Here is an 18,870-nt window from a genome sequence, read left to right as displayed (position 1 = left end):
CCGCCACCACCGCCGCCACAGCGTGTTGCGACTTCTTTAATGAGTTTTCCGGCATGGAAGCCACGGTCGTTCAAGTCTTTCGTCACACCTGCGACGAGGTTGACCTTCTCACCGTTAGCCGACCCGAGGATAATCACGGCAGAACCGAGCTTCCCTTTCAAGTCGTCGACCATGCTACGGAGGGCATCCATGTCTTGTCCATCGACACGCTTCGCAATCAACTGAACGTCACCGATTGTTTCGATTGCATCAGTCAATGAAGAAGCTTCGATGTTCGCAAGTTTCGCTTTGAGCGACTCTGAAGCACGCTCAACGTCTTTGATTTCAGCCTGGAGTGCTTGAACACGTGCTGGGACCTCGAGTGGTTTCGTCTTCAACAGTTTCGCTGCCGCTTCGAGCGTCTCGATTTGCTGGTTCATCACTTCGTATGCGCCAGCCCCTGTGACCGCTTCGATTCGACGTGTTCCTGCGCCAATTCCTGATTCAGACAAGATTTTAAAGAGTCCGATTTCAGCCGTGTTAGATACGTGACAGCCACCGCAAAGCTCAACTGAGTAGTCCCCAGCCGATACGACACGAACGACATCGCCGTACTTCTCACCGAAGAGTGCCATCGCACCTTTTGCTTTCGCATCTGCGATATTCATTTCTTCGATGTCGACACCGATCGATGCCCAAATCTTCTCGTTCACTTGACGCTCAATCGATTGAAGCTCTTCAGCCGTCACTTGACCGAAGTGAGAGAAGTCGAAACGAAGACGATCTGGTGTCACGAGTGACCCAGCCTGGTTGACATGCTCGCCGAGCGTGTCTTTTAAAGCACGGTGAAGGAGGTGCGTCGCCGTATGGTTCTTCACGATCGCTTGACGTGAGTCTTGGTCAACCGCCGCTGTCACTGCTACTTCCGCTTTCGCGACGCCTGACTCGACTGTGACCGTGTGCAAGTTTTGACCGTTCGGTGCTTTCGATACATCTTTCACGCGAAGAAGGAAGTCTTCGCCGACGATTTGACCTTTGTCACCGATTTGACCGCCGCTCTCAGCGTAGAATGGCGTTTGATCGAGGATCACTTGTGCCTCTTCCCCTGCAGCGACGACGTCAACGAGTTCCCCGTCGTGAATCAAGCTGACGATTTTCGCGTTCGTCTCAAGATTGTTGTATCCGAGGAATGTCGATGGCATCGTGATGTCCGCGAGTACGCCAGACTGGATTTGCATCGATTCGACATCAGCACGCGCTTGACGTGCACGTTCACGTTGCTCATTCATCGCTTCTTTGAAGCCGTCCTCATCGACCGTCATCTGATGGTCTTCAGCGTATTCTATTGTCAATTCGAGCGGGAAACCGTACGTGTCGTAAAGACGGAACGCGTCTTGACCGCTGATCACGTTTGACCCTGCTGCTTTTTGTGCTTTCGCGACTTCGTTCAAAATTGCAAGTCCATCGTTCAACGTTTCATGGAAACGCTCTTCCTCGTTTTTGATGACTTTCTTGATGAAGTCTTTCTTCTCGTTCACTTGTGGATAGAAGTCGACCATGATGTCACCGACAACGTCGACGAGCTCATACATGAACGGACGCTCGATGCCGAGCATCTTCGCATAGCGGACCGCACGGCGGAGAAGACGACGGAGGACATATCCACGTCCTTCGTTCGACGGGAGTGCACCGTCTCCAATCGCGAACGATACGGTACGGATGTGGTCAGCGATGACTTTGAAAGCAACGTCTTTGCTGCTATCTTGACGATATACGTCGCCACTGATTTTTTCTGTTTCACGAATGATCGGCATGAAGAGGTCGGTATCGAAGTTTGTCGGTACGTCTTGAAGGACGCTCGCCATCCGTTCGAGTCCCATCCCTGTATCAATGTTTTTACGTGGAAGCTCTGTATAGTTCCCGTGCCCGTCATGGTTATATTGGCTGAACACGATGTTCCAGATTTCAAGGTAACGCTCGTTCTCCCCACCCGGATAGAGTTCAGGGTCTGTCGGGTCGTCTCCGAACGCTGGTCCACGGTCGAAGAAGATTTCGGTGTTCGGACCAGATGGGCCTTCGCCGATTTCCCAGAAGTTATCTTCAAGTGGGATGATGCGGTCAGCCGGCATGCCGAGGTTCAACCAGATTTGTTTTGATTCTTCATCGTCCGGGTGAATCGTGACAGAGAGGCGATCTGGGTCGAGACCGTACCACTCGTCACTCGTCAAGAGTTCCCAGCCCCATGTGATCGCTTCTTCACGGAAGTATTCTCCGACTGAGAAGTTTCCGAGCATTTCGAAGAACGTATGGTGACGTGCTGTCTTCCCGACGTTCTCGATATCGTTCGTACGAATCGATTTTTGTGCGTTGACGATTCGTGGGTTCGCTGGGATGACACGTCCATCAAAGTATTTCTTCAATGTCGCGACACCAGAGTTGATCCATAACAAAGTCGGGTCTTCGACCGGTACGAGCGACGCACTCGGCTCAACGCTGTGACCTTTTGATTTGAAGAAATCTAAGTACATTTGGCGAATCTGTGCGCCAGTCAATGATTTGAGCGGTTTCATGAACAATTCCTCCTTATTTCTGAACGAAACGAAAAAAAGCGATGCCTGCCCCTGTGGAAAGGGACGAAAGCATCGCTTCGTGGTACCACCCTCGTTCGCACGGTAAACACCGTGCCTCGAACATCCGTTAACGTGGATGAGGCGCCCAGGTTGAGTGGGGACTCCAGAATAGCTTCGGTCGGCCGACCTCCATCTTCTCGCAGCCAAGGAAGATGTCTCTGTAGAGGCGGTGACGACGTACTCATTTCCTTCATCGTCTGTATCGTTTCAGTTATCTATTCGTCATTATCACACGCGCTTATGAAGACGTCAAGACTTCCCGCCTAAGCGTTCGACCAATTTTGTCCGCCGTACGGGTTCTTCTTCTCGCGTTGCCGCCTCGAGCGCCCGTACGTCCCCGAACAACAGCAAACTTTTCTTCGCCCGTGTCACGGCCGTATAAATCAAGTTTCGCGATGAGCGGAAGCCGCCGTTAAAGAAGACCGGCATGAGTACGATTGGGAACTCGGACCCTTGTGACTTATGAATCGTGATGGCGTAGGCGTGGGTGAACTGATCCCATTCACTACGGTTATATTCGACTTCCGTCTGATCGAATCGGATATAAATTTTATCGACTTTATCAACGTTCTCTTTCGCGTAGAAGATGTTCGTGATCTCACCGATGTCCCCGTTATAGACGTTCTCCTCGGCGTTGTTGACGAGTTGTAGCACTTTATCGCCATTTCGGTAAATGCGCGTCCCATGTTTCACTTCACGGGCACTCGATTTTGGATTGAATACGTGTTGAAGCGCTTCGTTAAGCCCATCGATTCCGCACACGCCTCGATACGTCGGTGCGAGCACTTGGATATCAAATGGTGAATATCCTTTCCTGAGGGCCGCTCCCGCCATCTGACAAATCGCTTGGAGCGCCGTCTCTTGGTTCGCCGTGTAGAAGCGACGGTCCGGGAGCGCCGCCAATAAGTCTTCTGGCATCTTTTTGGCGTTCAAGGAATGGGCGAGCCGTAAAATACTCGACTCCGACGCCTGACGGTGGACGACGTCGAGGCGGACAACCGGAATCCCATCCGTCGCCATTAGATCGGCGAGCACTTGTCCCGGCCCGACAGATGGGAGCTGATCGCGGTCCCCGACGAACAAGATTTTCATCCCGTTCGGTACCGCTTTGAGTAAGCTTCTGAATAAGAAAATATCAATCATCGACGCTTCGTCGACGATGAGCACTTTCCCCGCAAGTGGGTTCGTCTCATCGACTTGGAACGAACTTCCGTCAAACTTCAAGAGACGATGAATCGTCGATGCCGGAAGACCCGTCGATTCACTGAGTCGCTTCGCGGCCCGACCCGTCGGTGCAGCCAAGACGAATGGGAACGGTTGGTTCGGGACGGGCTCTAACTTCCAGTCGAAGACGTCACTGAGTGCGTGAATAATCCCACGGACGACCGTCGTCTTCCCCGTACCCGGACCACCGGTGAGCACCATGAGCGGCGATTTAAGTGCAAGTTCGATCGCTTCTCGCTGTTGGGTCGCGTATTCAATCGAAAACATCTCCTCGACACGTCCGACCGCGTCAAAGATTGTCGTCATGTCCACGTCTTCCGTCGTCGATGTCGCCATGATACGCGCCAATTCCTCTGCCGCCTTTCGTTCGATAACGACCCCGTCATCGATGACGACCCGCTCGTCTTTTGCAAGCGACTCTAATGCCGTGACGAGTGCGTCACCTGGGTCTGCCCCGATGATTCGAGGCATCTCCGATTCGAGTTGCTCCGCCGTCACGTAGAGGTGACCGTTCCCTTGTTCGAGCTCTAACACGTAAAGCACCGCTGCGGCGATACGTTCAGGATGAATGCCTTGAATCCCGAAATGTGCGGCGATAGCATCCGCCGTCTTAAATCCGATGCCTTGTACATCGTACATGAGTGCATACGGATTCTTCTCGATCGTCTCCATCGCCCGTCCTTCATATTCTTTATGAATCTTTGAGGCGAGACGCGGTGTCACGTCAAACGGAGCGAGAAACAAGAGCAATTGGTCGACCCCGTATAAGACGTTCAGACGTTCCGTGATCACACGCGCTTGCTTTTCTTTTAACCCCTCGACCTCTGACAGGATACTCGGATGTTTCACGATTTGGTCGATGCAATCATCCCCGAGCGTATCTGCGATCTTCTGAGCGGTCTTTTGTCCGATTCCGGGAAAGGAACCGTTCGTCAAAAAGCGGACGGCGGCCCGTTTCGTCATCGGAACGACGCGACGAATCCAATCGGCCTTCATCTGTTTTCCGAATCGGGGATGTTCGACGAGACGACCGTGCGCCTTATACGTTTCCCCTTTTTCGATACCGACCCCGACGCCAGCGATGACCATTTCGGTCTCGTCCGTCTCAAAGTTTTTTTCTTTTATTCGTACGAGCGCAATGGTATGCGCTTCTTCTTCTGATTGAAACAGGACTCGAATGACTTTTCCAGTCAACTCGTAAGGTGCTGCCATCATATCCGACACCTCCAGCTATTTTTCCATCATTCATTATAGCCCGAGATGAATCGATTGAACAAATGACCTAGTCGAACAGACTCAAGATTTGCTCGATTCGGTCGAGGTCGACGACTTCCAAAATGCGAATGAGTTGTTCGAGGTCGACCCGGTCCAAGATGCGCTCCACCTGATCAAGGTCTACTTCTTCAAGCAGACGCTGGATTCGGTCCAAGTCCCCCGACGCCTGATATGCTTCGAGTTTTGTAAAGAGCTCGGTCTTCTCAATCCGAATCGAATCCTCCAACATCCCCCGCGTGCCAAACAGGACGAGACCGATGACCGCTAGTTGAATCAACCAATTTGTCACGACTTTCCAAAACGGGACTGTCTGTCCGATGAATGGGATGAGCGGGATGAACGTTAATTGTAGGAGCAACATCCCGACCTGAACGTATACGTTCGGAATCAACAAACCTAACATCGCAAGAATCAATGGAACGACCCAGCCGACCCCGACATGCTCAGACGTGAGTTGCCAAGACTTCTGTTCCGCATACACATAATGAACAATCCATCCGACAATGAGGAGCGCCACGAATAGAATGAGCAATAGCGTTAAAAGTCCCTGCGGTTCGACGACCACTTGATATAAAATCGTGTTCGTCCACTTCCCATCCGCAAGTCGCTGATTCACTGTTTCAAATAATTGCGTGAACCACACATACTCGACAATGAAAAATAAAATGACACTGACCATGCTATATTTTCGCAAACGATTCGACCTCCTTCTATAAAGTGTCATTCCCTCACTTCAAGACAGCTAGTCGCGTTTTTGATTTGAAGAAAGCGGGAACTGTTCGAATGACACATTGAAGGAGGAGTCATACATGGGTAAACGAATTCCAGTCAGCGGATTATGTGAACTTGTATTAGAAGTGACAGATATGGAAGAAGCCGTATCCTTTTGGCATGAAAAATTAGGTCTCCCGGTCGTCGAACAATGGGTCGGAGACGATGCCGAGCCAAGTGAATCGCAAGAACAAGCGAATGAGCCATGGGCAACGTGGCTCTACATCGGAGGGAATACGCGGCTAGGACTTTGGTTGAAACGTAACTTTACGGAAGAAGAGGATGCGAACCGAAAACAGGACGTGACCGAGTGGGACACGCTCTATGATGAAGGTGGGGTCCACGTCCACTGTGCGTTCTTCGTTCCGATGGAGTCGTTTGAAAAGGCACTCGAGATCCTAGATGAGACCGATGTGCCTGTAAAACTACGGACATGGGACGAGGATGAGACAAAGAATGGGAAAGAACGCTCGGCGTACTTTAAAGACCCGAGCCACAACATCATCGAACTGTATACGAAAAATATGGACGAGGCCTACGGCGACTTCGCCGGGGAACCCGTCAAAATCACGACAAAACAACTTTAATTGCCACCAAAAAAAGTGCCATCGCTCCATTGCGATGGCACTTTCCTATCCAATAGATCAGTTCCCGAGCAGTGCGTCCATCTTCGCGATGGCATCACGTGCGAGTTCGTGATCCGGTTGCATCTCCAAGACGCGTTGAAGTTCGGCATACGTCCGTTCCTGGTCACCCAAGAACGCATACGCGATTGCCAAGTTGTAACGGGCATCCGTATGGCTCGCATCGAGGTCGAGCGTCTCTTCTAGCGCGACGACCGCTTCTTCAAGCTGTTCACTTTGTGCGAGTGCAAGTCCGTATTGGAACGTGATTTCCACGTCTTCCGGCGATTGTTTCTTCGCTTCACGCAGGCGCGGCATCGCACGAACGAAGTCACCCATCGCTTTGTACGTCAAGCCGAGCATGAAATGAAGATCGGCATCATCCATCCCCGAGAGGAGCGCTTGGCGAAGCGACGCTTCTGCCGTCTCCAATTGCTCGAGTTCATAGGCAAGGGCACCTTTCGCATAATGCGCGGCACCGAACGAGCCATCGAGTTCAATCGCTTTGTCATAAAAGATGACGGCACGATCGTAATCGTTGATCGCCTGAAGCAACGTCCCCATGTTGACGAAACCAGTCGGGTCCGTCGGGTTCGCTTCAATCGCCTCATTGAAATGTTTGGCTGCCTGTTCGAATTCACCTTGTTGCATCGCTTGGATGCCTTGTTCGTTTGCGTTCATATCAATCACCTCATCCGATATAGTCGAGTCGTTTTCCGTTTCGGTACGCTTCGTCAATCGTTGCCCCACCGAGACAGATGTCGCCGTCATAGAAGACGACTGCTTGTCCAGGAGTGATGGCACGTTGTGGCTCGTCGAACTTGACGAGTACTTCGCCGCCCTCAAGTGGAGCGACCGTGACCGGCACGTCTTGTTGACGATAGCGGAACTTCGCCGTCGCCCGGAACTCTCCTGTAGGAGCAGCCCCTGTCCAAGACAGTTTCGAAGCGAGGAGCGCATCTGAATAAAGCGCGTCGTGATGGAAGCCTTGTCCGACGAACAAGACGTTGTTCTCGACATCTTTCCCGACGACGAACCAAGGGTCCCCATCGCCACCGATTCCGAGACCGTGACGCTGTCCGAGCGTATAATACATCAACCCGTCATGACGTCCTTTGACGACACCGTCGAGCGTCCGCATTTCACCTGGCTGTGACGGAAGGTATTCCGACAAGAACTCCTTGAAGTTCCGCTCTCCGATAAAGCAGATTCCGGTCGAATCTTTTTTTTTCGCTGTCGCGAGCCCTGCTTCTTCAGCAATGACACGTACATCTTTCTTGTCCATATGACCGATTGGGAACATCGTCCGCGCGAGTTGATCTTGAGACAATTGGTTCAAGAAATACGTTTGGTCTTTGTTGTCGTCTTTCCCGCGCAACAAGCGGTGTTCGCCGTCGACGTATTCCACTTGTGCATAATGGCCGGTTGCGACAAAGTCCGCACCGAGTCGAAGCGCATGGTCAAGGAATGCCTTGAATTTGATTTCTTTGTTACACATGACGTCCGGGTTCGGTGTACGACCGAGACGATATTCTGCCAAGAAATACTCAAAGACACGGTCCCAATATTCTTTTTCAAAGTTGACCGCATAATATGGGATCCCGATTTGGTTCGCGACTGCGATGACGTCTTCATAGTCCTCTGTCGCCGTACATACACCATTTTCGTCCGTGTCATCCCAGTTTTTCATAAAGATTCCGATGACGTTATACCCTTGTTCTTTCAATACATGGGCCGTCACCGATGAATCGACGCCACCTGACATCCCGACGACGACCGTCGTCTCTTCAGGGGCTTTCGTGCGTAAATTCATCTATCTCACTCCGTTCATAAATGTCGAGACGACTTCTTGTAGTCGCTCCGCGAGCCGTTTCGCGTCCTCGACCGAGTTGCCGTGGCCAAAACTGATTCGAACAGACTGACGTGTCCGCTCTGAATCCCCGTACATCGCCGACAATACATGGGACGGTTCGACCGACCCTGCCGTGCAGGCACTTCCGCTTGAAATCGCCATGCCCCGCATATCCATCATGATGAGGAAGGGTTCAAGGTCAATTCCAGGAAGGTATAAGTTCACGATGTGAGGTAAACGATTTGATCCGTTCACCTCATAAGATACGCCTAGTTCGTCAAGGCGCTGACGTAGTGCCAGATCGAGCGACTCATAGAGAGTCACTCGGTCCTCACGCTCTGCCATGACGAGTTCAGCTGCTTTTTGGAATCCGACGGCACCCGGAACATTTTCCGTGCCGGCTCGACGTTTACGTTCTTGTTGTCCACCAAAAGAACGTGACGCTAATTTTACACCTGTTTTCATGAAAAGAAAACCGATACCTTTTGGTCCATTCACTTTATGTGCGGACGCCGACAATAAATCGACATGAATCGCCTTTACATCAATCATTTCTGTCCCGAGCGCTTGTACCGCATCGGTATGGAAAATGGCGTGATGGTCTCGTAACAACTCACCGATTTCTTGAATCGGTTGGCGCGTCCCGACTTCGTTATTGCCGTACATGACCGATACGAGAATCGTGTCATCCCGTAAAGCTGAACGCACGGCGTCGACAGTGACGGCTCCCGACGCATCGACATCGAGATACGTGACGTCGAAGCCCTCACGCTCGAGCTGTTCCATCGCATGAAGAATTGCATGGTGCTCGACTTTTGTCGTAATGATATGTTTGCCTTTTTCCTGATGGGCATATGCCGCACCGAACAAGGCATAGTTATCCGACTCCGTCCCACCCGACGTAAAGACAATCTCGTTTGGTGAAGCACCGATCCATTTCGCGAGGACGCGACGTGACGAATCGAGCGCCGCCCGCGCGTTACGCCCAATTCCGTGAATGCTCGACGCGTTTCCGTACGTCTCTAAAAAGTAAGGGGTCATCGCCTCGAGGACTTCCGGTCGCATCGGCGTCGTCGCAGCGTGATCAAAATAGTTCATGTAAGGGTCACCTCGTTCTTAAATATAAAACATATAGCCGTCTGACTCTTCCTCGGCAAGATCGGCGAGTGTCGTTTCGTCAAGGACGGTATCGATGGCTTCTTTGATTTTATCCCAAAGCTTCCGTTTCACTGCATCATCTGCTTCAGATTCCTCTACAACGGCTAACGGTCCCTCGAGCAAGCGAATGATTTCACCCGCCGTCACTTCTTCTGCTGGTTTGACGAGCTGATAGCCACCGTACGCGCCACGTACACTCTTGACGAGTCCACCATTGCGGAGTGGACCGATCAATTGCTCCAAATAATGCTCCGGCAACTCATGGCGTGCCGCAATCTTCTTTAAGCTAAGCGGCTTGTTGTCTGTCTCTCGTGCCAACGCAATCATGATGGTTAAGCCATAACGGCCCTTTGTAGATATTTTCATCTTCAAGTCTCCTTCTGTTATACTAATCGAACAAACGTTTGTCGAAAGGAATGGTTACGTATGCCTGATTTGTTTCATCAATCGAATGGCGGACCGCTCGCCAACCGCATGCGCCCCGAAACGTTAGATGACGTCATCGGACAGCGCCATATCATCGGTGAGGGCAAGCTACTTCGCCGTGCCATCGAAGCCGACCGACTCGGCACGATTATCCTATACGGTCCGCCTGGCACCGGGAAGACGACACTCGCCCGTGTCATTTCAAATTATACGAAAGCGACATTTGTCCAATTGAACGCCGTCACAGCCAAACTCGATGAATTGCGGAACGTCATTCGTGAAGCGGAGTCCCGGTTTGACTATGAGGACGAGCGCACGATTCTCTTTTTAGATGAGATTCATCGATTTAATAAGCTCCAGCAGGATGCGCTCCTCCCTGCCCTTGAGTCCGGAAAACTCGTACTCATCGGAGCGACGACCGAAAACCCAAGCTTTGAAGTGAACGCAGCCCTCTTGTCACGGGCAACCGTGTTTCGGCTTGAGCCACCAGGTGCCGAGGAATTACGGATTGTCCTCGAGCGTGCAATACACGACTCACGTGGGCTCGGAAATTACCCGGTGAAGATGGATGAAGCTGCCGCTGACCATTATATCAAAATGGCAGATGGTGACTACCGTGTCCTATTGAACGCACTCGAACTCGCCGTCTTGACAACACCAGAAGTAGATGGACAAATTCACATCACGCTCGAGGTCGCGGAAGAGTCGATTCAACAGAAGTCAATCAAATACGATAAGACGGGTGACCGACATTACGACGTCATCTCGGCATTTATCAAATCGATTCGTGGGTCGGATCCTGATGCGGCGCTATACTGGTTAGCCGTCATGATCGAGGCTGGCGAATCGCCGCGCTTCATCATGCGTCGTCTTTACGTCCATGCTGCCGAGGATATCGGAATGAGCGACCCGAACGCACTACTCATCGTAGATGCGGCGGCTCGAGCGAGCGAATACATCGGTTTCCCGGAAGCCCGCATCCCGATTGCCGAAGCTGTCATCTATTTGGCGACCGCACCAAAATCGAATGCGGTCATCACCGCCATCGACAAGGCGCTTCACCACGTCCGTACAGTCGAGGGTGGACCTGTGCCCGTACATTTGCGCGACGCCCACAGCCCAGGAGCTCGTGAACTTGGAAACGGGGTCGGTTACAAATATCCGCACGATGAAAAAGACGGGTTCGTCCCTCAAAACTACTGGCCAGAAAACTTGGCTAGAAAACGACCAAATTACTATAAACCCGTCCCTCAAAACTACTGGCCAGAAAACTTGGCTAGAAAACGACCAAATTACTATAAACCGACACCACGTGGATTCGAGCAACAAATTCAAAAACGGCTCGATTATTGGGAAAAACGACGCGACTCGAAATGAGCCAGCGTCGTTTTATTTTTGGATGCGGTTGATTTCGACGCCCGCTTTTTCGAGCAAATCGTTAATGACGTAACCGGCAGCCACAAGTCCTGCAACCGATGGGACGAACGCGTTCGAACTCGGTGGCATCTTCGCTTTGCGGATTGGAGCGTCTTTCTTCCCGACGACTTCATTCACGTCTTCGCGTGTCACGATCGGAGACTCATCTGAGAAGACGACCGGAACACCCTTGTAGATTTTTTCTTTACGTAGACGGGTACGGACCATCTTGGCAATCGGGTCATATGACGTATCTTTAATGTCGACGACTTTGATACGTGTCGGATCCATCTTATTCGCCATCCCCATGCTCGAGATGACCGGGATGCCGCGACGCTTACATTCTACGATTAAATGGATCTTATAAATGATCGTATCTGAAGCATCGATGACATAATCGATATTTTGAGCGAAGAACTCTTCGTATGTCTCTTCTGTATAAAACATTTTCAATTGGACGAGGTCTAAGTCCGGGTTGATGTCGAGAAGACGTTTCCCCATCGCTTCGACTTTCGGTTGACCGACTGTCGACAATAATGCATGGATTTGACGGTTGACGTTCGTGATGTCGATGTCATCCTTGTCGACGAGAACGATGCGCCCGACGCCACTGCGCGCAAGTGCCTCTGCCGCAAACGAGCCGACGCCACCGATTCCTAAAATTGCGACCGTTTTATTCTTTAAAGCATCAAGGCCTTCAGAGCCGATGGCCAATTCATTTCGTGAAAACTGGTGTAACATATTTCTTCCTCCAACTAATTCTATTTTCTCATACTATTTTACTCGGAATTATAATCAAAAAAAAGACGTCTCGCGACGTATTTACAAAAAAATCGATGGGGCCCGGAGTGCCGTGACGATGCCCTGCTTTTGAACCTGCGTATGCAGGTGGGTGACCTAGCGTTTCCTTCACAAGTCCTCCTGCACGTGATGAGGCAGTTGATCTGGTTAGCAGTTCGGTCTCCCGTATTCAAAGTGTTGGCTCAAAATAACGAAGGCGGCTCTCGTACACCTCAGGTATCCCATCTGTTGATTTAACTATAGCGCTTCTGTAAAAAGAAGTCAATGAGAAACACCGACTTCTCGTGACAGTTTGGTCACAACCATTTGTTACGAAACGCACAATCTGGGTCATACGTAAACTGCTGACGATTGATGTTGAAACGTCGGTCGCGTGAGTCGTTTCCGACACCGGCCTGGTACGCCCAATTGCCGTAATTGCTCGCGACATCGTAATCGATCAGTTTCGATTCAAAATAGGCAGCCCCATAGCGCCAGTCTTGCTTTAACTCTTTGGCAAAATAATTGGCCACGATTTGCCGTCCCCGATTGGACATCCAACCCGTCGCATTCAATTCGCGCATGAACGCATCGACGAAATCGACGCCCGTCTCTCCCCGTTGCCACTTTTCAATGACGTCCGCCTCGACGCGCCAGTCTTTTCGTTTCGACCGGATGCCTTGTGCCCGAAACAATTTCTTCCCTTGTTCGAGCGCAATCCATTGGAAAAATTCACGCCACAAGAGTTCAAAGTAGAGCCAATAGGTCGATTCGTTCACCCCATGCGTTCGTTCATGCGCTTCAAGTTCAAAGAACACCCGTCGTGGCGATAACGATCCGTTCGCCAAATACGCAGACAACTTCGTTGAGTCATCGACCCCAAACCCATTCCTCGTCTCTTTATATGTTCGAATCGGTACGGACAAATAGTCATTCAATCGACGCTTCGCTCCCAGTTCGCCACCTTTAAACGGAAATGCTGTCCTCGGGTCTTGCTCGATTTCTTGCATCGAAAACGGGAACGTCACCTCGCGCGTGGCAGCAGTCGCCTTTCTAGAGATCAATTCACGAGGACGGACATCATTTTCGACCGCTTTTCGAAACTCCGTAAAGAGAAACGGCATTTTCTCAAACGGGATGTCGTCCTCTTCAAATAACGTGAATCCATCGAACGCCTCGTACTCCCCTTTCCACTTTTTCATCACCTCTTCTTCACGCCGGCGCTCATTGTACCCGATGGCCCGTTGAAACAAGAGACGGTCGGTCGTGTCGAGTGTTTCAAGCGGATGACCGACATGGACAAAAAATGGGATTCCGAGCGCATCCAATGAACCGGCCACATCCTCTAGCGATTCTTTCAAAAAATGGAGTCGTTCTCTCCCGAGCGGAATGACACCATAACGATTTTCGACAAGTTGTTTCGGACTGATAAAATAATGACCTTCAATCGGATCATCATGACGCAGTGCCTCCTCGAGTGGCAAATGATCATCGACACGTAAATCGTTTTGGTACCAAATGATTGTTTTCATGAATAGACCCTCCTCCACTCCTTAGTATGATGGGTTTACAAGTAATCTATGAGGATGGAATGTGCTAGAGATATGTTTTTAAAATCAATTTGTGTGGAATATATTCTTCTAGAAGAGAAAGGGGTGCAGCATTATGGCTAAGAAAGGCAAAATGGGAACATTGATCAAAATCGCGACGGCGGTCGCTCCGTTCGTCTACGATTACTATAAAAAGAACAAAGCAAAAAAATCACCGAAGAAATAACACTCACGTCTCAGCCAACAAGCTGAGGCGTTTTTTTCATGTTTTCAAATCGAATGTGCTAAGATAAATCAATCATTTTATGGAAAAGAGGCGATGTTCGTGCAAGTCCAATCCATCCACTTTTTACGTATTCTCTTCAAATGGGGGCTTTTCATGACCGGGCTGTTCTTACTCGCACTCGGGTCATCCATCATGATTACGGCAAATCTTGGTGTCTCCACCTGGGACGTCCTGCATATCGGGATTGCCCACCACCTTCCGATTTCAATCGGAACTGTCATCTTATGCGTGGGACTTCTACTCGTCCTGTTCAAATACATACTCGACCGAATCCGCCCTCAATTCGGTACGCTCGTCAATGCGGTGTTTGTCGGGGTATTTATGAACCTGATTTTAAACGAGCAATGGCTCCCGACATTCGATGGCTTATTTGTAAACGTCGTTTGGCTCACGTTCGGGATATTCGTCATGGGGATGGGAGCCGGCTTGTACGTCGCCGTCGGGTATGGAGCCGGTCCACGCGACGGACTGACACTCGCCTTAGCAGACCGTTTTCAAACGTCTGTCCGTTCCATGCGGACCTGGATGGAGCTGATCGCCTGTCTCATCGGTTGGGCACTCGGGGGACCGCTCTTCTTCGGTACCGTCCTATCCATCTTCCTCATCGGACCGTTCTTCCAGTTCTGGTTGGAACGCTTCCGTCTGTTCATCGCCTACATCGATCGCCTGAAAGTCAAATTTGCATGAAAAAGAGAGGGGTGATCCCTCTCTTTTTATGTGTTCGGAATTAAGACGATCTTTCCGAACTTACCGGATTGTTTGAAATAGGTTTGTGCTTCACGCGCCTCTTCGAGTGGGAACGTCCGATCAATGACCGGTTTTAGTTTCCCTTCTGCAATCGACCGCAACATTTCCGCGAACTCATGACGTGTCCCGAGCACAGATCCGTACATGGCGATATGCTTCAAATAGAGTGTCCGGAAATCGAGATGGGTCGTCTGCCCACCGGCAGAACCGGATATACAGAACTTCCCACCCTTCTTCAATACTTGAAGAGACACATCAAATAACGCATCCCCGACAACATCAAGCACGGCATCGACCGGACCATCGTTCGCGGCGATGATGTCCTCGGCGAGCGTCTCAGAACGATAAGAAAACACTTCCGTTGCCCCGAACGCCTTTAACTCTTTCTCATTCTTTAAATCACCGACGATGGCGAACACCTTTGCACTAAAAACGTTCGCGGCAATTTGAACGTTGAGCGAACCGACGCCACCGCTCGCGCCTGTGACGACAATCGTCTCACCGGAACGGATGTGTAACTGCTCGTTCATATGCCATGCCGTGAGTCCGCTCACGGAAAAGACGGCACTTTCGACGAAATCATCGAGTGGCATATCAAAACAAAGGTCAGCCGGCCAGGCTACATATTCTGCGTAACCTCCGTCATATTCCGACCCGATGAAGGACATATCGTCCGACAAGTGTTCTTTTCGTTCAGGACCGCTCGAGGTGAATGGGAACAAGACGACGTGTCGTCCCATCATCCCTTGGTCGACCCCGTCCCCAAGCTCGACAATTTCTCCTGTGATATCCGATCCTGGAATACGCGGGAACTGAACGCCTTCCGGACGCCAACCTGACTTCTCACCAGTTCCGTACGCCCCTTCGCGCATCCATATTTCTGTATTGTTAATGGCACAGGCGCGTACCTTGATCAGCACTTCTCCAGTTTTTGGTATTGGTTTTGGGATATCAACCACTTGGAGTTGATCGACATCTCCGTATCCTACGACTTGTACAGCTTTCATGGTGTATCTTCCTCCTTCTCTTTCGCTCATCCATATGTATTTACCCACGAAGCACCCATATCACGCCAGAAAGGTCACCTTTTAGAGAGGTGACCTTCCGTTTACAGTTGCTGACGTTGTAATAGGTTCATGAAGACACCGCCTTTTTGGCTAAGCTCTTCATGCGTTCCATCTTCTACGATTCCTTCCGCCGTCACGACAAGAATGCGATCGGCATTTTTTACCGTCGCTAAACGGTGGGCGATGATGAGCGTCGTTCGATTCGCCGCCAATTCATTGAGTGAATCTTGAATGATGGCCTCCGTTTCCGTGTCGAGCGCCGAGGTCGCCTCGTCCAAAATTAAAATCGGTGGGTTTTTCAAGAACATGCGCGCAATGGCAATGCGTTGTTTCTGACCACCCGAGAGCTTCAGTCCACGTTCCCCGATTTGTGTGTCGAGACCGTGCTCGAGCTCCTCGACGAGCGTCCCGAGATGCGCTTTCTCGACCGCGTGCATGATGTCCCCATCGGTCGCATCGAGCTTCCCGTAAGCGATATTCTCACGTAGCGTACCCGCAAACAAGAAGACGTCCTGTTGTACGATTCCGATTTGACGACGTAAGCTCTCTTTCGTCATGTCGCGGATATCCATGCCGTCGATCGAGATGGCACCATTCGTCACATCATAAAAGCGAGGGATGAGTGAACAGATGGTCGTTTTCCCCGCTCCGCTCGTCCCAACTAATGCGACGGTCGTCCCTGCCTTGATTGACAAGTCAATATCCGTCAACACTTGGCGGTAGTCCGAGTAGCCAAACGAAACGTCGTCAAAGACGATATCACCCTTCAACGTCTCGACCTCGATGGCGTTCGAACGGTTCTCGATGTCTGGCTCCTCATCGAGCAACTGCGTGAATCGCTTGAACCCGGCCATCCCTTTCGGATACATTTCGAGAAGTGCCGTGATCTTTTCAATTGGCTTGATAAGTAAGTTCATGTACAAGATGAACCCGACGAGCTGTCCGTATGATAACTGACCCTCGTACGTTAAGTACGCCCCGTAGACAAGGACGAGCAACGTCATCAGACGCGTCGTGATGTAAATGCCCGCGAGCGATGTACTCATGACGCGATATGCTTCAATCTTCGAGCCACGATAGAAGTTGTTGTCTTTTTGGAAACGTCCGATCTCGAACGCCTCGTTCGTAAACGACTGGACGACACGTGCCCCAGACACACTGTCCTCGACACGTGCGTTCACTTCCCCGATGTTCGTGTACATCTTTTGCCACGCCTTGTTCATATTCTTATTCGCATACGTGATCATGATGATCAGGAACGGTACCGCGACAACGGTGACGAGTGCGAGTTCCGGGTCGATCGAGAACATGATCCCGAACGCACCGAGTAACGTCATGATTGCGATAAAGAAGTCTTCCGGTCCGTGGTGCGCCACTTCCCCGATGTCGAACAAGTCGTTCGTCACCCGGCTCATCAAATGTCCGGTCTTATGATTATCAAAGAATCGGAACGACTGTTTATGGATATGTGTGAACAACTCTTCCCGCATGTCTGTCTCGATGTTGATCCCGAGCTTATGCCCCCAGTAGTTGACAACATACTGCATCATCATGGCCAATATGTATAGAATCAACAGACCGATGCTGACGATGATAATCCAGTTCCATTCCCCACCCGGCAACAAGTCGTCGATGAACCATTGAACGGCGAGCGGAAACCCGAGTTCAAGTAAGCCGACGAGAATTGCGAATGAAAAATCGAGGATAAATAGCTTTTTATGTGGTCGATAATAACTAAAAAAACGTGAAATCATTCTCTTTCCCCCTTCTCAACACTCTAAGTGTACGCTTTTTTTCGAAAGGTGGAAAACAGGATGCATCCCTTTTTCATTCTTTTTTCGATCGGCGTATAATGAAAGTAAGGAGTGATACACATGCATGTACACATTACAGAACGTGCGCTCGAACGAATCGAGTCATTGAAGGGCGAACGTGAGGGACAAATGCACCTTTTCTATGAGACGGAAGGTTGCGGCTGTGGAAATAGCGGGATTTTCGAAATTCGATACGTCACGGAGAAGACCCCAGAAGACGTCGAAATCGAATCGAACCTTGGTCCGATCTTAATCAAAAACTGGACGAAAGTATTTTTAGACGAACAGATGAAAATCGACTTCCTTGAAGACCGTCGTACGCTCGTCTTGAAAAGTGACGGACAAGTATTCAATTCGAACCTTCTCGTCACGGACGGCACAGGTTGTCAGTTGAACGTCCCGAGCCGATGAAACAGACGCTGAAACAACATCCGAAACTCCTTATTCTCTTTTTCGTGAGTTTCGGGATCGGGCTGCTTGGGATTTATTTAGCGTTCATCGATTCAGTCTATACGATGTCCGCAGTCATCGCCTCGCTGTTTGCGTTTGGTTTTGCGTTGCAGCGAACAGCAAAGTATATGCAACGCGATGAGGAAAAAAAATAAGGGAGATATCGTCTTTCAGGGACGAATCTTCCTTTTTTATATTCAAAAGAAAAGGGTTCGCATTTGCGAACCCCCTCCCTTCATAAAACCGTACTACCGATGACATTTATCGTTTTACTTCACATCAATGACGTAGAAACGAACCAATCCCTCACCATCTAATTCAGCATACGCTAATTTTCCATCTTTAAAGACCGGCTTGGATACCGTTCCACCGTCATTCGGTAAATACGAAACGGTCTCTTCTTTTAAATCCGCGATAAGCAATCGATTCATCCCTTCGCGGAACAAAATATAATCGTCACGCAAATAGCGAAACGCATCGAACGTAATGTTTTTCTGCGAGCCGTTATACACGTATTTCACGTTGGACGGAGTTGCGGATATAAATTCGACTCTTCCTTCTTTGCCAAGGGAGACGAACTTGCTTCCTCGTTCGAAATCAATCAATGCCCCACCTTCTTCATCAAATGAACCATCGGTCGTGACTAATCTACTCGTCAGGTCACCTTCGTTGAAGACACTTTTATGTAGGATTAATCCTTCCTCACCCGACCGATAATCAAAGATATATTCCCCGTCACGCTTTCCCTCTTCTTGGAGCGTAAATGCCTCAATCGTTTGAATCGAATCCGACATCGGAGAGAACTGCATGACCGTCGTCTTT

The 18,870-nt window shown here is 50.3% G+C and carries 17 protein-coding genes and 1 other RNA gene; 5 read left to right on the top strand and 13 right to left on the bottom strand.

What is annotated here, in order from left to right:
• From alaS to ON063_RS11840, 3 genes are all read right to left on the bottom strand, one after another.
• Positions 1 to 2,549, bottom strand: a 2,549-nt coding sequence (gene alaS / locus ON063_RS11850; RefSeq protein WP_274665276.1) for an alanine--tRNA ligase, incomplete at its 3' end; no start/stop codon positions are given.
• A gap of 309 nt (positions 2,550 to 2,858) precedes the next feature.
• Positions 2,859 to 5,045: an SF1B family DNA helicase RecD2 gene (recD2, locus tag ON063_RS11845; protein ID WP_274665275.1), complete on the bottom strand. Its 2,187-nt coding sequence runs from the start codon at positions 5,043 to 5,045 to the stop codon at positions 2,859 to 2,861.
• A gap of 70 nt (positions 5,046 to 5,115) precedes the next feature.
• Positions 5,116 to 5,802 (bottom strand): hypothetical protein, encoded by a 687-nt coding sequence (locus tag ON063_RS11840; RefSeq protein ID WP_274665274.1) that lies wholly within the window; start codon positions 5,800 to 5,802, stop codon positions 5,116 to 5,118.
• 115 nt (positions 5,803 to 5,917) lie between these two features.
• Here ON063_RS11840 and ON063_RS11835 point away from each other — a divergent pair, with 115 nt between their 5' ends.
• The gene (locus ON063_RS11835; RefSeq protein WP_214785247.1) at positions 5,918 to 6,466 is read left to right on the top strand and encodes a VOC family protein; all 549 of its coding nucleotides are present in this window, start codon (positions 5,918 to 5,920) and stop codon (positions 6,464 to 6,466) included.
• Between the two features lie 57 nt (positions 6,467 to 6,523).
• Here the strand turns inward: ON063_RS11835 and ON063_RS11830 are convergent, their stop codons facing one another.
• Genes ON063_RS11830 through cymR form a run of 4 tightly spaced genes read right to left on the bottom strand, consistent with a single transcriptional unit; the run spans position 6,524 to position 9,878 of the window.
• Positions 6,524 to 7,183 (bottom strand): tetratricopeptide repeat protein, encoded by a 660-nt coding sequence (locus ON063_RS11830; RefSeq protein WP_214760583.1) that lies wholly within the window; start codon positions 7,181 to 7,183, stop codon positions 6,524 to 6,526.
• A gap of 10 nt (positions 7,184 to 7,193) precedes the next feature.
• The gene (mnmA, locus tag ON063_RS11825; protein WP_214695422.1) at positions 7,194 to 8,315 is read right to left on the bottom strand and encodes a tRNA 2-thiouridine(34) synthase MnmA; all 1,122 of its coding nucleotides are present in this window, start codon (positions 8,313 to 8,315) and stop codon (positions 7,194 to 7,196) included.
• On the bottom strand, positions 8,316 to 9,452 hold the full coding sequence (locus ON063_RS11820; protein ID WP_274665273.1) for a cysteine desulfurase family protein: 1,137 nt from the start codon (positions 9,450 to 9,452) through the stop codon (positions 8,316 to 8,318).
• Between the two features lie 18 nt (positions 9,453 to 9,470).
• Positions 9,471 to 9,878 (bottom strand): cysteine metabolism transcriptional regulator CymR, encoded by a 408-nt coding sequence (gene cymR, locus ON063_RS11815; protein WP_214695418.1) that lies wholly within the window; start codon positions 9,876 to 9,878, stop codon positions 9,471 to 9,473.
• Between the two features lie 60 nt (positions 9,879 to 9,938).
• On the opposite strand from cymR, the gene ON063_RS11810 reads away from it, so the two are divergent.
• Complete coding sequence (locus ON063_RS11810) at positions 9,939 to 11,315, top strand: replication-associated recombination protein A (protein ID WP_274665272.1); 1,377 nt, start codon at positions 9,939 to 9,941, stop codon at positions 11,313 to 11,315.
• A gap of 12 nt (positions 11,316 to 11,327) precedes the next feature.
• On the opposite strand, the gene ON063_RS11805 is transcribed toward ON063_RS11810, so the two are convergent.
• From ON063_RS11805 to ON063_RS11795, 3 genes are all read right to left on the bottom strand, one after another.
• Positions 11,328 to 12,095: a tRNA threonylcarbamoyladenosine dehydratase gene (locus tag ON063_RS11805; protein ID WP_214819470.1), complete on the bottom strand. Its 768-nt coding sequence runs from the start codon at positions 12,093 to 12,095 to the stop codon at positions 11,328 to 11,330.
• Between the two features lie 95 nt (positions 12,096 to 12,190).
• Positions 12,191 to 12,377, bottom strand: a non-coding RNA gene (ssrS, locus tag ON063_RS11800) — 6S RNA.
• A 74-nt stretch (positions 12,378 to 12,451) separates the two neighbouring features.
• Complete coding sequence (locus ON063_RS11795) at positions 12,452 to 13,666, bottom strand: DASH family cryptochrome (RefSeq protein ID WP_274665271.1); 1,215 nt, start codon at positions 13,664 to 13,666, stop codon at positions 12,452 to 12,454.
• Positions 13,667 to 14,003: 337 nt separating this feature from the next.
• Between ON063_RS11795 and ON063_RS11790 the strand changes: the two genes are divergently transcribed.
• Complete coding sequence (locus ON063_RS11790) at positions 14,004 to 14,657, top strand: YczE/YyaS/YitT family protein (protein WP_274665270.1); 654 nt, start codon at positions 14,004 to 14,006, stop codon at positions 14,655 to 14,657.
• 26 nt (positions 14,658 to 14,683) lie between these two features.
• On the opposite strand, the gene ON063_RS11785 is transcribed toward ON063_RS11790, so the two are convergent.
• Both ON063_RS11785 and ON063_RS11780 read right to left on the bottom strand, forming a co-directional pair.
• Positions 14,684 to 15,724 (bottom strand): alcohol dehydrogenase family protein, encoded by a 1,041-nt coding sequence (locus ON063_RS11785; protein WP_274665269.1) that lies wholly within the window; start codon positions 15,722 to 15,724, stop codon positions 14,684 to 14,686.
• 101 nt (positions 15,725 to 15,825) lie between these two features.
• On the bottom strand, positions 15,826 to 17,538 hold the full coding sequence (locus ON063_RS11780; RefSeq protein WP_274665268.1) for an ABC transporter ATP-binding protein: 1,713 nt from the start codon (positions 17,536 to 17,538) through the stop codon (positions 15,826 to 15,828).
• 120 nt (positions 17,539 to 17,658) lie between these two features.
• On the opposite strand from ON063_RS11780, the gene ON063_RS11775 reads away from it, so the two are divergent.
• Positions 17,659 to 18,009 (top strand): iron-sulfur cluster biosynthesis family protein, encoded by a 351-nt coding sequence (locus ON063_RS11775; protein WP_214748512.1) that lies wholly within the window; start codon positions 17,659 to 17,661, stop codon positions 18,007 to 18,009.
• Positions 17,982 to 18,203: a hypothetical protein gene (locus ON063_RS11770; RefSeq protein WP_274665267.1), complete on the top strand. Its 222-nt coding sequence runs from the start codon at positions 17,982 to 17,984 to the stop codon at positions 18,201 to 18,203. The genes ON063_RS11775 and ON063_RS11770 overlap by 28 nt, the downstream gene beginning before the upstream one ends.
• A gap of 114 nt (positions 18,204 to 18,317) precedes the next feature.
• Here ON063_RS11770 and ON063_RS11765 read toward each other — a convergent pair.
• Positions 18,318 to 18,870: hypothetical protein (locus tag ON063_RS11765; protein ID WP_274665266.1), on the bottom strand; the 553-nt coding region annotated here is incomplete at its 5' end.

Origin of the sequence: Exiguobacterium sp. B2(2022), from assembly GCF_028823655.1 — a bacterium.
In the GTDB taxonomy this organism is placed as follows: Bacteria; Bacillota; Bacilli; order Exiguobacteriales; family Exiguobacteriaceae; genus Exiguobacterium; species Exiguobacterium aestuarii_A.
This window is presented reverse-complemented; position numbering and strand designations above follow the sequence as displayed.

Bases quoted from the DNA above. Each gene is read 5' to 3' on its own strand.
- ON063_RS11785 (WP_274665269.1), bottom strand. From the start codon at position 15,724: ATGAAAGCTGTACAAGTCGTAGGATACGGAGATGTCGATCAACTCCAA.
- mnmA (WP_214695422.1), bottom strand. From the start codon at position 8,315: ATGAATTTACGCACGAAAGCCCCTGAAGAGACGACGGTCGTCGTCGGG.
- ON063_RS11775 (WP_214748512.1), top strand. From the start codon at position 17,659: ATGCATGTACACATTACAGAACGTGCGCTCGAACGAATCGAGTCATTG.
- recD2 (WP_274665275.1), bottom strand. From the start codon at position 5,045: ATGGCAGCACCTTACGAGTTGACTGGAAAAGTCATTCGAGTCCTGTTT.
- ON063_RS11835 (WP_214785247.1), top strand. From the start codon at position 5,918: ATGGGTAAACGAATTCCAGTCAGCGGATTATGTGAACTTGTATTAGAA.
- ON063_RS11795 (WP_274665271.1), bottom strand. From the start codon at position 13,666: ATGAAAACAATCATTTGGTACCAAAACGATTTACGTGTCGATGATCAT.
- ON063_RS11805 (WP_214819470.1), bottom strand. From the start codon at position 12,095: ATGTTACACCAGTTTTCACGAAATGAATTGGCCATCGGCTCTGAAGGC.
- ON063_RS11790 (WP_274665270.1), top strand. From the start codon at position 14,004: ATGTTCGTGCAAGTCCAATCCATCCACTTTTTACGTATTCTCTTCAAA.
- ON063_RS11820 (WP_274665273.1), bottom strand. From the start codon at position 9,452: ATGAACTATTTTGATCACGCTGCGACGACGCCGATGCGACCGGAAGTC.
- ON063_RS11780 (WP_274665268.1), bottom strand. From the start codon at position 17,538: ATGATTTCACGTTTTTTTAGTTATTATCGACCACATAAAAAGCTATTT.
- cymR (WP_214695418.1), bottom strand. From the start codon at position 9,878: ATGAAAATATCTACAAAGGGCCGTTATGGCTTAACCATCATGATTGCG.
- ON063_RS11810 (WP_274665272.1), top strand. From the start codon at position 9,939: ATGCCTGATTTGTTTCATCAATCGAATGGCGGACCGCTCGCCAACCGC.
- ON063_RS11830 (WP_214760583.1), bottom strand. From the start codon at position 7,183: ATGAACGCAAACGAACAAGGCATCCAAGCGATGCAACAAGGTGAATTC.